Source organism: Promicromonospora umidemergens, from assembly GCF_024171995.1.
Classification (GTDB): domain Bacteria; phylum Actinomycetota; class Actinomycetes; order Actinomycetales; family Cellulomonadaceae; genus Promicromonospora; species Promicromonospora umidemergens.
In genome coordinates this window covers 62,833-77,517 of record NZ_JAMTCT010000012.1, presented here as the reverse complement: position 1 = coordinate 77,517, position 14,685 = coordinate 62,833, and the positions used below count along the sequence as shown (strand labels likewise).

Annotated in this window: 11 protein-coding genes and 1 pseudogene; 8 read left to right on the top strand and 4 right to left on the bottom strand. The window is 71.3% G+C overall.

What is annotated here, in order from left to right; genetic code table 11:
- Nucleotides 1-60: 60 nt before the first annotated feature.
- Both APR04_RS31420 and secA read right to left on the bottom strand, forming a co-directional pair.
- A complete protein-coding gene (locus APR04_RS31420; protein ID WP_417629356.1) occupies nt 61-222 on the bottom strand; it encodes an SEC-C metal-binding domain-containing protein in 162 nt (53 codons plus the stop codon).
- Between the two features lie 294 nt (nt 223-516).
- A pseudogene (gene secA / locus APR04_RS18155) lies at nt 517-3,033 on the bottom strand (preprotein translocase subunit SecA); the annotation flags it as partial.
- Nucleotides 3,034-3,321: 288 nt separating this feature from the next.
- On the opposite strand from secA, the gene APR04_RS18150 reads away from it, so the two are divergent.
- From APR04_RS18150 to mnhG, 6 genes are read left to right on the top strand one after another with little or no spacing between them, the layout of a single operon-like run.
- On the top strand, nt 3,322-6,360 hold the full coding sequence (locus APR04_RS18150) for a Na+/H+ antiporter subunit A (protein WP_253872665.1): 3,039 nt from the start codon (nt 3,322-3,324) through the stop codon (nt 6,358-6,360).
- On the top strand, nt 6,357-6,884 hold the full coding sequence (locus tag APR04_RS18145; RefSeq protein WP_253872663.1) for a Na(+)/H(+) antiporter subunit C: 528 nt from the start codon (nt 6,357-6,359) through the stop codon (nt 6,882-6,884). The genes APR04_RS18150 and APR04_RS18145 overlap by 4 nt, the downstream gene beginning before the upstream one ends.
- The gene (locus APR04_RS18140) at nt 6,881-8,548 is read left to right on the top strand and encodes a Na+/H+ antiporter subunit D (protein WP_253872662.1); all 1,668 of its coding nucleotides are present in this window, start codon (nt 6,881-6,883) and stop codon (nt 8,546-8,548) included. Before APR04_RS18145 ends, APR04_RS18140 begins: the two co-directional genes overlap by 4 nt.
- Nucleotides 8,545-9,159, top strand: coding sequence for a Na+/H+ antiporter subunit E (locus APR04_RS18135; protein WP_253872659.1), 615 nt, complete (start codon nt 8,545-8,547; stop codon nt 9,157-9,159). Before APR04_RS18140 ends, APR04_RS18135 begins: the two co-directional genes overlap by 4 nt.
- Nucleotides 9,156-9,497: an MrpF/PhaF family protein gene (locus APR04_RS18130; RefSeq protein ID WP_253872657.1), complete on the top strand. Its 342-nt coding sequence runs from the start codon at nt 9,156-9,158 to the stop codon at nt 9,495-9,497. The genes APR04_RS18135 and APR04_RS18130 overlap by 4 nt, the downstream gene beginning before the upstream one ends.
- Nucleotides 9,494-9,880, top strand: a complete 387-nt coding sequence (mnhG, locus tag APR04_RS18125) for a monovalent cation/H(+) antiporter subunit G (RefSeq protein ID WP_253872654.1) — start codon at nt 9,494-9,496, stop codon at nt 9,878-9,880. The genes APR04_RS18130 and mnhG overlap by 4 nt, the downstream gene beginning before the upstream one ends.
- Nucleotides 9,881-9,887: 7 nt before the next feature.
- Here mnhG and APR04_RS18120 read toward each other — a convergent pair whose 3' ends face one another.
- Complete coding sequence (locus APR04_RS18120) at nt 9,888-11,582, bottom strand: cation:proton antiporter domain-containing protein (protein ID WP_253872650.1); 1,695 nt, start codon at nt 11,580-11,582, stop codon at nt 9,888-9,890.
- A gap of 25 nt (nt 11,583-11,607) precedes the next feature.
- Nucleotides 11,608-12,870, bottom strand: a complete 1,263-nt coding sequence (locus APR04_RS18115) for a winged helix-turn-helix domain-containing protein (protein WP_253872647.1) — start codon at nt 12,868-12,870, stop codon at nt 11,608-11,610.
- Nucleotides 12,871-12,961: 91 nt separating this feature from the next.
- On the opposite strand from APR04_RS18115, the gene APR04_RS18110 reads away from it, so the two are divergent.
- Nucleotides 12,962-13,732, top strand: coding sequence for a ComF family protein (locus APR04_RS18110; protein ID WP_253872645.1), 771 nt, complete (start codon nt 12,962-12,964; stop codon nt 13,730-13,732).
- 240 nt (nt 13,733-13,972) lie between these two features.
- Entirely contained in the window at nt 13,973-14,647 is a 675-nt protein-coding gene (hpf, locus tag APR04_RS18105; protein WP_253872643.1) for a ribosome hibernation-promoting factor, HPF/YfiA family, read from the top strand.
- Nucleotides 14,648-14,685 lie beyond the last annotated feature (38 nt).

Below are 14,685 nucleotides of genomic sequence, written 5' to 3'. Positions count from 1 at the left end.
AGCTCGACCATCGTGGTCGAGCCCGTCGAGACCAGGCACGTGCTCCTGCGGCGTGGGCGGTCAGGCCTCGTTGACCCCGTGGCAGACCTTGTACTTCTTGCCCGAACCGCACGGGCACTGCGCGTTGCGGGGCGTGCCGGGGAACGTACGGCCGTCGCTCGTGGCGGCGGTCGCCTCACCGTGCAGCGCCGCCCGGCGGCGGGCGCCGTCCGACGACTGCACGAACGCCGAGCCCGAGCCGTCCTCGCTCGGTGCCGAGTACGTCAGCGGCTGCTGCCGGTTCGGGGCGTCGAGCCCCTTCGCGAGCAGGATCGGCTCCGTCGCGGCACCGGCCGCACGCCGCTGGCGCGGTGCGGGCGGCTGAGCCTGTCCCTGAGCGGCCGGCGGCGCCACCACCGGCAGCTGCGCGGTGGGCGGGGCGTCCGGCTGGCCGGTACCCAGGCGTCCGCGCGGCGGCACCGGTCCGGCAGCCGGCAGCTCCGAGCCGCCGTCGCCGGCCTGCTCGGCGCCCGGCTGCTGCACCGTGACCTCGAGGTTGAACAGGAACCCGACCGACTCCTCCTTGATGGCGTCGGTCATGGCCTGGAACAGCTGGAAACCCTCGCGCTGGTACTCGACCAGCGGGTCCCGCTGGGCCATGGCCCGCAGACCGATGCCCTCCTTGAGGTAGTCCATCTCGTAGAGGTGCTCCCGCCACTTGCGGTCCAGCACGGAGAGCACCACGCGGCGCTCGAGCTGGCGCATGGCCGGGGACGTCAGCTCGTCCTCACGCGCCTGGTAGGCCACCCGCGCGTCGGACAGGATCTCTTCCAGCAGCATCTCGGCCGTGAGCCGGTCGGCACCGCCCGCCTCCTCCGCGACCTCCTCCGGCGTCAGCGACACCGGGTACACGGCCTTGAGCGCCGTCCACAGGGCGTCCAGGTCCCACTGCTCCGCGGTGCCGCCCGCCGTCGCGTTGGTCACGTAGTCGGTGATGGTGTCGGTGAGGAAGTGCTGGATCTGCTCGTGCATGTCTTCGCCCTCGAGCACCCGGAGGCGCTCGGCGTAGATGACCGTGCGCTGCCGGGAGAGCACGTCGTCGTACTTCAGCACGTTCTTGCGGATCTCGAAGTTGCGCGACTCCACCTGGCCCTGCGCCGACATGATGCCGCGCGTGACCATCTTGGACTCCAGCGGCATGTCGTCAGGGAACCCCGCGCGGTTCATCATCGACTCGGCGAGGCCGGAGTTGAACAGACGCATCAGGTCGTCCTGCATCGACAGGTAGAACCGGGACTCGCCCGGGTCACCCTGCCGGCCGGAACGGCCACGCAGCTGGTTGTCGATCCGGCGGGACTCGTGGCGCTCCGTGCCGAGCACGTAGAGGCCACCGGCCTCCGTGACCTCGTCGTGCTCCGTCGCGACGCGTTCCTTCGCCTTCTCCAGCGCCTGCGGCCAGGCCGCCTCGTACTCGTCGGGTGTCTCGACCGGGTCGAGTCCGCGCTCGGCGAGCTCGGCGACCGCGAGGTACTCGGCGTTGCCGCCGAGCATGATGTCCGTACCACGGCCGGCCATGTTCGTGGCGACCGTGACAGCGCCCTTGCGGCCCGCCATCGCGATGACGGCGGCCTCACGCTCGTGCTCCTTCGCGTTCAGCACGTTGTGCGGCACGCCGGCCTTCTTGAGCTTGGAGCTCAGGAGCTCCGACTTCTCGACGCTGGTGGTACCCACGAGGACCGGCTGCCCGTAGGCGTGCCGCTCCACGATGTCCGCGACGACCGCGTCGAACTTGCCGTCCTCGTTCTTGTAGACGAGGTCCGGCTGGTCGATCCGCTGCGGGTCCTTGTTCGTCGGGATCGGGACGACGCCGAGCGTGTACGTGCTCTGGAACTCGGCGGCCTCGGTCTCGGCCGTACCGGTCATCCCGGCCAGCTTGTCGTACTGCCGGAAGTAGTTCTGGAGGGTGATCGTGGCGAGCGTCTGGTTCTCCGCCTTGATCTCCACCCCCTCCTTGGCCTCGATCGCCTGGTGCATGCCCTCGTTGTAGCGGCGGCCCGCGAGGATGCGGCCCGTGTGCTCGTCGACGATCATGACCTCGCCGTTCAGCACGACGTAGTCCTTGTCGCGCTTGAACAGCTCCTTCGCCTTGATCGCGTTGTTGAGGAACCCGATCAGCGGCGTGTTCAGCGACTCGTAGAGGTTGTCGATACCGAGGTAGTCCTCGATCTTCGCGATGCCAGGCTCGAGCACGCCGACGGTGCGCTTCTTCTCGTCGACCTCGTAGTCGGCCGAGGTGTCGGCGTCGCCCGCCTTGGCCCGCAGACGGCGCACGACCTTGGCGAACTCGTTGTACCAGCGGTTCGCGTCGCCGGCCGCGGGGCCGGAGATGATCAGCGGCGTCCGCGCCTCGTCGATGAGGATCGAGTCGACCTCGTCGACGACGGCGAAGTTGTGCCCGCGCTGCACCAGGTCGTCGGTGGACCAGGCCATGTTGTCGCGCAGGTAGTCGAAGCCGAACTCGTTGTTCGTGCCGTACGTGATGTCCGCCGCGTACATCTCCCGGCGCTGCGCCGGGGTCTGGCCCGACAGGATCACGCCGGTGGTCATGCCCATGAACCGGAAGACGCGGCCCATCAGGTCACCCTGGTACTTGGCCAGGTAGTCGTTGGTGGTGATGACGTGGACGCCGTCGCCCGTCAGCCCGTTGAGGTACGCGGCGGTCGTCGCCACCAGCGTCTTTCCCTCACCGGTGCGCATCTCGGCGATGTTGCCGAGGTGCAGTGCCGCACCACCCATGATCTGGACGTCGAAGTGCCGTTGGCCGAGCGTGCGGCGGGCCGCCTCGCGGATCGCCGCGAACGCCTCCGGCATGAGCTCGTCCAGGCTGGCGCCGTGCTCCAGCCGTTCCCGGAAACGTGCGGTCTCCTCACGCAGCTCGGTGTCGCTCAGCTCGACGAAGCTGGGCTCCAAGCGGTTGACCTGCTCAGCCACAGAGTGCAGCTTCTTCAGGACACGTCCTTCGCCTATGCGCAGGACCTTGTCGAGGATGGACACGCGGGTTCTCCCAGGTCGTCGTCAAGTTTCGCCGTCGTCCATCGTAGGCCGTAAACCACGACTCGTGGCCCAATGAACGACGACGGATCGGCAGGTTCGCTCCAGGGGTAACGATCGCGGCCGCCCACAGGTTCCTGCACGCCCCACCGCACTCCTGCGGATAAAGTGGCAGTCATCGCCCACCCGCCCGCGCTCGCGCGGTAGCCGGCCCGTACTCGTACCGGGTTCCCACCCGGAGCGCAAGGCACGACGTCGTCTGTCCACGAGCCCCGACAGGACGGCACGGACGTGCTCCCGGTACTGCTTGCCCATGGGGTCCTGGCTCTGGCCGCCCCCGCTCTCGTGAACTCGCTGGGCCGACGCGCCTTCTGGGTGCTCGCCATCGGCCCCGCAGGGGCGACGGTCTACGCGCTGTCCCAGACGGCGGCCGTCCTGGACGGCCGCCCGCCCGCAGAACACCTGCCCTGGATCCCCGCGCTGGGCTTCGCCATCGACCTCCGGCTCGACCCGCTGTCCTGGGTCATGCTGCTCGTGGTCGGTGCCGTCGGCACCCTGGTGCTGCTCTACTGCAGCGCGTACTTCGCCCATGACGCGCGCGGTCTCGGCCGCTTCGGCGGCTACCTCGTGGCGTTCGCCGGAGTCATGGCCGGCCTGGTCATCGCGGACGACCTGATCCTGCTGGTCGTCTTCTGGGAGCTCACCTCGGTGTTCTCCTACCTCCTGATCGGCCACTACTCCCACCGCACCTCGTCCCGCCGCGCCGCCATGCAGGCGCTCCTGGTGACCACGGCAGGCGGCCTGGCGATGCTGGTCGGCGTGGTCGTGCTCGGCGTGACCGCGGGCACCTGGAGCCTCTCGGAGGTGATCGCCGACCCGCCGTCCGGCACCGCGGTCACGGTGGCCGTGGTCTGCCTGCTGGCCGGCGCCGCCACCAAGTCCGCACTCGTGCCGACGCACTTCTGGCTGCCCGCCGCGATGGCGGCCCCCACGCCCGTCTCCGCCTACCTGCACGCCGCCGCCATGGTGAAAGCAGGCATCTACCTGATCGCGCGGTTCGCACCCGCGTTCTCGGACCTCGCCGCCTGGCGCACGGTGGTGCTCGTGCTCGGCAGCGCGACCCTCCTGCTCGGGGGCTACCGCGCGCTGCGCCAGCACGACCTCAAGCTCGTCCTCGCGTTCGGCACGGTCTCCCAGCTCGGGCTGCTCACGCTGCTGCTCGGCTACGGGACCCGGGCCACGGCGCTCGCCGGCCTGGCCCTGCTGGGCGCCCACGCCATGTTCAAGGCGTCGCTGTTCCTCGTCGTCGGCGTCATCGACGCGGCGACGGGTACCCGTGACCTGCGCAGGCTCGCCGGTGTCGGACGCCGGCTGCCGGTCACGGCCCTTGCGGCCACCCTCGCGACGGCGTCGATGATCGGCCTGCCGCCGTTCGCAGGCTACGTCGCCAAAGAGGCAGCGCTCGCGGCCTGGTCGCACGACGGCGATCTGCTGGGCAAGATCATGATCGGCGTCGTCGCGGTCGGATCCGCCCTCACCGTCGCGTACGGGCTGCGGTTCCTCTGGGGCGCCTTCAAGCCCCGCCTGCGGTCCCTGCCGGACCCTGAAGGGCTCCCCGGCGACGGCGCCCGGAAAGAGTCACCCGGCGAGCCGGCCGCCACGCTCGACGCCTCCCCTGCGACGGTGCACCCCCAGCGGTTCTGGATGGTCGCACCACCGCTCGTCCTCGCCGTGCTCGGCCTCGCCGTCGCCCTCGTACCACAGGCGGGCGAGAAGCTCCTCGCCCCGTACGCGAACACCTACCCGAACGGCGAGCCGGGGCACCTCACCCTCTGGGAGGGATTCACCCCGGTCCTGGCGGTCACCGCAGGCATCCTCCTCCTCGGCGCGCTGGCCTTCTGGCAGCGGGACCGCCTGGAGCGCGTACAGGCAGCGCTCTGGTTCCCCGACGGCGCCGACGTGGTCTACCGACGGCTCATGCGGAAGCTGGACCGGCTCGCCGCCGACGTCACAGCGGGTACCCAGCGCGGCTCTCTGCCCTTCTACCTCGGCATGATCCTCGTCGTGCTCGCCGTCGGTCCAGGGTTCGCCCTGGCGGCCGGGCTGGTCGGCCAGCCCGCCGGCGGAGGGCTTCCCGTCGCCGTCGACGCCGTCGGACGGGACGGCGTGCTCCACCTCGGCCCGTTCGCCCTGGTGCCGTGGGACCGCCCCGCCCAGCTCGTCATCGTCCTGGTGGTCGTGGTGGCCGCCGTCCTGACGGCCCGCGCACGCCGACGGCTGAAGGCGGTGTTCCTCGCGGGCGTGGCCGGGTACGGCAACGCCGCCCTGTTCCTGCTGCACGGCGCCCCCGACCTCGCGCTGACCCAGGTGCTGTGCGAGACGCTGACCCTGGTCGTCATGGTGCTGGTGCTCCGGCGCCTGCCGCCGTACTTCTCCGACCGGCCCCTGGCGGCGAGCCGCTGGGTACGGCTCGCGATCGGTGTGCTCACCGGGCTGGTCGTCATGCTGTTCGTGGCAGCGGCGCCGCTCGTGCGGGTGCACCTGCCGGTGTCCGTGGACTTCGCGGAGGAGGCGGAGGCCTTCGGCGGCGGGCACAACATCGTCAACGTCACGCTCGTCGACATCCGCGCCTGGGACACCGTCGGCGAGATCTCGGTGCTCCTGGTGGCCGCCACCGGCGTCGCGTCACTCGTCTTCCTGCGCCAGCGCAGCGGCGACGTCCTCCGCCTGGACCCGGCAGACGGGGACCGGTCCCCCGAGCAGGCCGCCACCGCCGGTTCCCGGCAGGTCCGGCAGGGCACCTGGCTGGTCGCCGGGCCGACGCTCGACCCCGACCAGCGGTCGGTGCTGTTCGAGGTGCTCACCCGAGTGCTGTTCTACCCGATGATCCTGTTCGCCTTGTTCCTGCTGTTCAGCGGGCACAACGCGCCGGGCGGCGGGTTCGCGGCCGGGCTCGTCGCCGGTCTGGCGCTCGCCGTCCGCTACCTGGCCGGTGGCCGGTACGAGCTGGGCGAGGCGGCGCCGGTGCACCCGGGCCTCGTCCTCGGGACCGGGCTGTTCCTGTCGGCCGGCGTGGGGCTCGTCGCGCTGCTCGCGGGCCAGGCTGCGCTCGAGAGCACGATCCTCCACCTGTACGTGCCGGTGCTGGGTGAGATCCACCTCGTCACCAGCCTCTTCTTCGACATCGGAGTGTTCCTCGTGGTCATCGGCCTGGTCATCGACATCCTGCGCACCTTCGGCGCGGAGCTGGACCGGCAGGCCGAACCGTTCGCCCAGGCCCTCGGCTCGCACGGACGCGCGGGGAGCCACGCCGGGGGTGAGCGCGCATGATCGTGCTCGACACCGTGCCCTCCGGTTCCCTGCTCCTGGCAGTCGGCGTGCTGTTCGCCGCGGGCGTCTACCTGCTGCTGGAGCGGTCGCTCACCCGGGTGCTGCTCGGCTTCGTGCTGCTGGGCAACGGCGCCAACCTCGCGATCCTCGTGGCGGGCGGCCGGGCGGGAGCGCCCCCGATCACCGGCTCCGGCTCCGGCTCCGGCTCCGAGGCGGAACCGATGAGCGACCCCCTGGCGCAGGCCATGATCCTGACGTCCATCGTGATCACGCTCGCCCTGGTCGCGTTCGTCCTGGCCATGGCATACCGCTCCTGGCAGCTGCACGGCCACGACGAGGTGCAGGACGACCTGGAGGACACCCGCATCGCGCGGCTCGCTGTCGCGGACGTGCCGTCGTACGCCGACAGCGACTCGCTGGAGTCGGGACCCACCCTCGCCGAGGAAGCGGTGACGGCACGGGACGAGGTAGCTCTCCCGGACCCGGCCGTCGATCTGCCGCCCCGCGGGAGGGCCGGCTCATGAACCTGTGGACCGTACAGACCCTCGTGCCGCTGCCGGTGCTGGTGCCGCTGTTCGCGGCCGGTCTCGCACTCGCGCTGCACCGGTACGAGCGGGTACAGCGAGTCATCTCCGTCGTCGCCCTCTCCGTGGCGGTCGCGGCCGCCGCCGGCCTCGTGGTCGCGGCGAACGACGGGCCGGTCGTGGTCGACCTCGGCGGCTGGGCCGCACCCGTCGGGGTCAACCTGGTGGCCGACCCGCTGGCCGCGATCATGCTGCTCGTCAGCAGCATCATGCTGCTCTGCGTGCTCCTGTACTCGATGGCGCAGGGCATCGCCGACAGCAACGAGCGGACGGCACCGACGACGAAGAACGCGAGGCTCTTGCGTGAGGCGCTCGAGGCGCAGGACCCGGACGCCGACGAGTCGGGACGCCGCGACGTGCTGCCGGTCGCGATCTTCCACCCGACCTACCTGATCCTGGCCGCCGGCGTGGCGGACGCCTTCCTCGCCGGTGACCTCTTCAACCTCTATGTCGGGTTCGAGATCCTGCTGGCCGCCTCGTACGTGCTGCTCACGCTCGGCGGTACCAGCGAACGGATCCGGGCGGGCAGCGTCTACGTGGTGGTCGCGCTCCTCAGCTCGATCGTGTTCCTGCTGGCCGTCGGCCTGGTCTACGCCGCGACGGGCACCGTGAACATGGCCCAGCTCGCCGAACGCCTGCCCGACATCGATCCCGGCGTGCGGCTGGGGATCCAGGCCCTCCTGCTGCTCGCCTTCGGGATCAAGGCGGCCATCTTCCCGCTCTCCGCGTGGCTCCCCGACTCGTACCCGACGGCGCCCGCGCCGGTCACCGCCGTGTTCGCGGGCCTGCTCACCAAGGTCGGTGTCTACGCCATCCTGCGCACCCAGACCCTCCTCTTCCCGTCGAACGAGAAGCTGGAGGCGGTCCTGCTCGTGCTGGCCCTCGCCACGATGCTCGTCGGGATCCTGGGCGCGGTGGCGCAGGACGACGTGAAACGTCTGCTGTCGTTCACCCTGGTGAGCCATATCGGCTACATGATCTTCGGGGTGGCGCTCGCCACCCAGGCGAGCACGGCGGCAGCCATCTTCTACGTGGTGCACCACATCACCGTGCAGACCGCCCTGTTCCTGGTCGTGGGGCTGATCGAGCGCCGCAGCGGCACCACGTCGCTCGACCGGCTGGGCGGTCTCGCACGGCTGGCGCCCGGTCTGGCGATCCTGTTCTTCGTCCCCGCGATGAACCTCGCGGGCATCCCGCCCCTGTCCGGGTTCCTCGGCAAGGTGGGGCTGCTCGAGGCCGGCGTGCTCGACGGCTCCGTGCTCGCCTGGGTGCTCGTCGCCGGTTCCGTGGTCACCTCCCTGCTGACCCTGTACGCGATGATCCGGGCCTGGAACAAGGCGTTCTGGCAGGCCTCCACCGACAAGGAGCCCCTGCCGGAGCAGGATCGGCTGCCCTGGGGCATGGTCGGCCCGACGGCGGCGCTGGTCGCCGTCGGCGTGAGCCTCACCGTGGTGGCCGGTCCGCTCTACGACTACGCCGAGCGGGCGGCCGCCACCGTCATGGACGGGCACACCTATATCGAGGCGGTGTTCCCCGACGGGGCGCCCCGTGGCACGGGCGAGTCCAACGAGGTCACGAGCGACGCCGAGGAGGACCGGCCATGACCGATACCGACGAGGCCGAGCGCCCGTGGCGCCGTCGGGCCCGACGGCTCACCCGGCTGTCGCCGACGATGGCTGTGGGCGCCGTGATCTGGGTGCTGCTGTGGGGCGACCTGTCCTGGGCGAACGTGCTGTCCGGCATGGCGCTGGGGGCGCTCGTGGCCGTGGCGTTCCCGTTGCCGCCGTTCGGCACGGCCGCGACCCTGCGGCCGGGCCGGCTGCTCCGCCTGGCCGGCCGGTTCGTCTCGGACCTCGTGCTCGCGTCGTTCCAGGTGGCGTGGTCCGCGGTGACGCCGGGACCCACCCCGGAGGGCGGGTTGGTGTCCGTGCAGCTCCGGACCCGGTCCGAGCTGTTCATCGCCACGACCGCCGGGCTGTCGTCCATGGTGCCTGGCACCCTCGTCATCGACCACGACCAGCCCAGCGCGACCTTGCGGCTGCACGTGCTCGACCTCGACAGGTCGGGCGGCGACGACGCAGTGCGGGAGTCGACACTGGCCCTGGAGGCGCGGGTGCTGCGTGCCTTCGCATCCCACGACGAGCTGGTCCGGGTCGGCCTGGTCGACCCGTTCGACCGGCCCGCACCCACGCCAGGCAAGGAGGTACAGCGATGATGATCGCCGTCGGAGTGGTGGCGACCGCGCTCCTCGCCGTGGGCGCGCTGCTCGCCGTGGTCCGGATGGAGCGCGGCCCGTCGATGCTGGACCGCACGGTGGCCTTCGACGTGCTGACCACGGCGCTCGTCGGCGCCATCGCGGTCGAGGCGGCGCTGTCCCGGCGCACGGAGTCGGTACCCATCCTCGTGGTGCTGTCGATGGTCGGGTTCATCGGGTCGGTGACGATCGCCCGCTTCGCCGCCGTCGAACCGCCCAAGCGGGAGCAGCCCGACGACGGAGGGTCGGCGGAGCCTGCCCCGGCCGACCACGACGACGTCCGGAGGGATACGCCATGACCGTCGTGACCGACGTGGCAGCAGCCGTCTGCCTGCTGCTCGGAGCCTTCTTCTCGTTCTCCGCCGGCGTCGGCGTGGTGCGCTTCGACAACCTGCTCTCGCGGATGCACGTCGTGGCCAAGCCACAGGTGCTCGGGATGCTGCTGCTCCTCGCCGGTGTGGCGCTCCGCCTGCTGGACTGGACGTCGGCGACCATGCTCCTGCTGGTCGCGGTCTTCCAGCTCCTGACGACTCCCGTCGGGGCGCACATGGTGGGTCGCGCCGGCCTGCGCACCGGGAACGTCGCGCCCGTGCTCCTCCAGGCCAAGGGCGACCAGCCCGTGGACCCGCTGAAGCCGGAGCCGAACGCGGACAGCTCAGCTCCGGGCGGCCCGGGTCAGTGAACCGAGGTCAGAGCGGGCCTCCGCCGACGACCGGCTCGGCCGCCGACTCCGGCGACAGGTCGGGCCCCTGGTCCCGGTGTGCGTTCCGCCGCGCCTGAGCGTCGCGCATCCGCTCGGCGGCGGCGTAGCCGAGCGCCGCCTCGGCCGCCTCGTCGGCCAGCGCCAGCCCCGCCGTGCCGTACAGGTGGAACACGGCGTCCGCACCGTGCCGCTCGAGCTCGGCCACGTCGTCGTCGTACCGCGCGACGGCGGCGACCGTGCCGTCGAAACCGCTCGCGCGCAGCTGGGACAGCGCGATGAGGTTCGCCGCGTGGAAGGGCATGGCGAGGATCGCCAGCCTGACGGCTCCGGCGCTGCGCACCCGGCCCCAGAACTCGATGTCCGTGGCATCGGCCTGCACCACGGTGAAGCCCTCGTTCCGCAGGGTGATGACGCGCGCCGGGTCGTGCTCGACGCCCATGGCGGCCATGCCGTAGTCGTCGCACAGCTGGCGGACGGCGCCACGGCCCACCCTGCCCATACCGAGCACGAGCACCTCAGCACCGGACACGTCGATGAGCTGCTCTTCCGGGTGCAGCCACTCGTTGGGCCTGGACGGGAAGCGCTTGGCGAGCCGGATCGCGAACTCGTTACCGCGGGTGTTGACCGCCGAGGACAGCACAAAGCTGCCGGCGACGGCGACCGCGAGCACCACGAGCCACTCGTCGTGCAGCATGCCCGCCTGCGCGCCGACGGCGACCACGATCAGACCGAACTCCGAATAGTTGGTCAGCACCAGACCCGTGAGGATCGCCGTGCGCTTGCGCAGCCGCGTCAGACGCAGCAGGACCGCCGTCGCGACGGCCTGGAACGGCAGCATGAGCAGCATCAGCAGCCCGATCCCCGCTGCCTGCCAGGTCAGCTGGCCCGAGAAGCCGATGGACACGAAGAAACCGACGAGCAGCAGCTCCTTGAGGGTGAACAGGTTGCGCGACAGCTCCGTGGCGGCCGGGTGCCCCGCCAGGAGCATGCCGAGGACGAGCGCGCCGAGATCCCCTTTGAGACCGACGGCGTCGAACAGCGCGTAACCGGGGCCGAGCGCGACCGCCACGCCGAACAGCGCCTGCAGCTCACCGTGGCCCACCTTCGACCACACCCTGCGCAGCACCCAGGCGCCAGGGATCAGCAGCACGAGGCCGAACGCCCACGGGCTCGGCGGATGGTCGGAGGACACGGACAGGAAGACGACGGCGATCAGGTCCTGCATGACCAGGACGCCGATGGCGATCCGGCCGTAGAGCGCGGACTGGTCGGAGCGGCCGTCGAGCACCTTGACCACGAACACCGTCGAGGAGAACGACAGGGCGAGCCCGAGGAGCGCGAGGACGCCCAGACCCTCGCCCGCAAGCATCGAGAACCCGATCACGCCCAGCAGGCCGAGAAAACCGATGGCGATCGCGACGCTGACCAGGAGGTGGGCCACGGTGGTGAGCCACACGTCCTTGCGGAGCAGCGTCTTGACGTCGAGCTTGAGACCGATGCCGAACAGCAGCAGCGTCACGCCCAGGTCGGCGACCGTCTCCAGGTAGTTCGGCTCAGCGACCCCTGCCGCGTGCAGGGCGAACCCGGCCACCAGAAATCCCACCAGGGGCGGCAGCCGGAGCAGCACCGCCCCTAGTCCGGCCGCGACCGTGACGGCCAGGAAGATCGCAGCGGTGACCATGCACCGAGTTTAATCGGCGCATGTTTCAGCGACTGCCCGTCACGGCACGCAGCGCGGGTGAAAGCGTGCCTCTGGCCTCGACCGCCACCCGCTCGAGCCCGAGCCACCGCGCCATCGCGCCGAGCTCGGCCGCCAGGCGCGCCGGTGTGTCCTCGGTCAGCGTCGGCTCGGAGTGGGCGGACCGCACCCGCAGGATCCCCGCCGCGCGGTCCGCCTTGAGATCCACCCGGGCCGTGAGCTGTGCGTCCTCGAGGAACGGCAGCACGTAGTACCCGTCGACGCGCTGGGCGGCCGGCGTGTAGATGCCGATCCGGTACCGCATCCCGAAGAGGCGTTCCAGCCGCTTGCGCTCCCACACGAGCGGGTCGAACGGCGCGAGCAGCGCCTGCCCCGTGGCCCGCCGCGGGCGGACGGCGTCGCGGTGCAGGAGCCACTGCTCGGAACCACCGGCCACGCGGACGGGCAGCAGCACCCCGTCCTCGACGAGGCCGGCCAGAGCCTGGTCCGCCACGGGCCCCCTGAGCCGGTAGTAGTCCTTGATGCAGCGTGCCACGCCGATGCCGTGGGCCCGGGCGCCCAGCTCCAGCAGAGCGCGCTTGGCCTCGGCCTCCGGCACCTCCCCGAGGGCCGACGGCGGCAGCACGCGCTCCGGCAGGTCGTACAACCGCTCGAACTGCGCGTTCCGCCCTGCCGAGACCACCTCGCCCGTGAAGAACAGGTGCTCCACGACACGCTTCTCGGTGCTCCAGTCCCACCAGGTGCCCCGCTTGCGGCGCACCGAGCGCCCCTCGGAGACGAACCGGTCGTGGATCTGCGAGGCCGACAGCGGCCCCTCTGCCACGATCAGGTCGCGCACCTCGGCGACCTGCGGGGCGTCCGGCAGCCGCACGCCGTCCAGCTCACGCCAGTCGTACTCCTGCGCGAACCACCGCCGCCGGAACGCCAGCAGCGGCCATACGTGCGGCGGCACGTAGGCGGCCACGTGCGCCCAGCTCTCCACGAGCCGGCGGTCGGCGGCGGCCGCCTTGCCCGCTCGCCGGGCGAACCTGCCCGACGCCGTGGCCCGGTCCAGCAGGTCGGTGTCGTACGGGCCGAGGCGTGAGAACAGGGGCAGCAGGTGTGCCCGGGCGAGGACGTTGACCGAGTCGATCTGGAGCAGGCCCAGCCGGTCGATCACGCCCTGCACGTGCCGCATGGTGCGCGGCCCGTCGGTGCGTGGGCGGTTCAGGCCCTGCGCCGCGACAGCGATCCGGCGTGCCTGGTCCAGGGACAGGGTGATCGGTTGCACGAGAACATCGTGCCGCGACCCACTGACACTCCCCTCCGGTGGGTCCTGTGGACAAGCGGCGCGACGCGGCGCCGTCGGCCAAGGTGGTCGGGTGCATCCCGTCCGCCTGCTCGCCCGCCTGCTGCTGCCCGTCGCCTGTCCGTGCGGCGAGCTCGACGTGCGGTGGTGCGCGCGGTGCGCGGCCCTCCTGGCCGGGTCACCCGTCCGGGCCGAGCGCGGCGCGCCCCGCCTGGACCGGCTCGACGGCGTCCCGCCCGTACCGGTATGGGCGCTGACGCCGTACACCGGGCCGGTACGGGACGTCGTCGTTCACTGGAAGGACCGCGGGCGCGCCGACCTGGACCGGCTGCTCGTGCCGGCGCTGCGCGGCGCAGCGGCCCGGCTCGGTCCGGCGCTCTCCCCCGCGCTCGGCGGTGCGCCGGCCGCCGTCGTGCCCGTGCCGTCGACCGGCGCGGCCCGCCGGGCCCGGAGCCGCGACCCCGTGGCCGTCCTGGCCCGGGCGGTGGCCACCGGCCTGCACGACGCCGGGATCCGCGCCCGGGTGGTGCCCGCCCTCGCTCGTCGCGGCGCCGGGCGGGACCAGGTCGGCCTCGGCGCCCGTGCCCGCGGACGCAATCTCGCGGGCGCCGTCCGCATGACGAGACGCGGGGTTCGGTCGCTCGGACAAAGATCCGCCTGCATTCTTGTGGACGACGTCCTTACCACCGGGGCCACCCTGGCCGCCGTCGAGCGCGCCCTCGAGCACGACGGCCACGAAGTGCTGGGCGCAATGGTGCTGGCAGCGACACCGCCCCCGGCGGACGGTGCCGGTCCGGCTCGGCGCCCGTCGTCGGATATCGGCGGGAACCTGGTCAGAACCTGAAAGCCTGACAGATTTCTGTCGCCTTGTTCACTATCCGTTGGGGCTGTCGTTACCCAGGCGACGGAGTTAGCCTGAATGTTCCACGCAGGATCCGAGCCTCGACGACGTGGTCGGGGCGTACGCGACGGGAGGTGGTTCGTGCCCGGCACCGGTAGCAGGGGGTGCCATAACGAGTAGGACGGGCGCACGCCGCCGGCAAGGGACGGCGTGGCCCAGAGTTCCCGGAGCGGAGATACGCACATGGAAATTGTCGTTGTCGGCAGGCACACGGACGTGGCGGACCGCTTCCGCCAGCACGTGGAGGAGAAGCTCGCCAAGGTCGAGCTGCTGTCCCCCTACGTACGTCGGGTGGATGTGGAAGTCACGCACGAGAACAACCCGCGACTCTCCGAGAATCGTGAACGAGTAGAGCTCACGCTGCGCGCGAAGGGTCCGGTGATCCGCGCGGAGGCCGCAGCGGACGACCGCTTCGGCGCCCTGGACCTCGCCATCGACAAGCTGAACGAACGCCTGCGCCGCGCCCGGGACCGGCGCAAGGACCACCGGAACAACAAGGTGCTCCCGCCCGTGGACGTCCGCCCTCTGGACGAGATCCTGGACTCCGACAGCGAGGCATCGGGCAACGCGCCCGAACGGCAGATCTCGACCCCGGCGGCACTGTCCGAACCGGGCGACTCCGTGGAGACCACGATCGGCGACTCGCCCGTGGTGATCCGGCAGAAGCTGCACCACGCGGACCCGATGACCCTCGACGACGCCGTCTACGAGATGGAGATGGTGGGCCACGACTTCTACCTGTTCATCGACAAGGAGACGTCGCGTCCGTCGGTGCTGTACAAGCGCAAGGGCTGGTCGTTCGGAGTGGTCCAGCTCGACAACACCTGCGGTGCCGAGCCGGTCACCGACCTGACGTGACCTGAAAGGCCGCGCCCCGGCTCACCCGGAACCTCCGG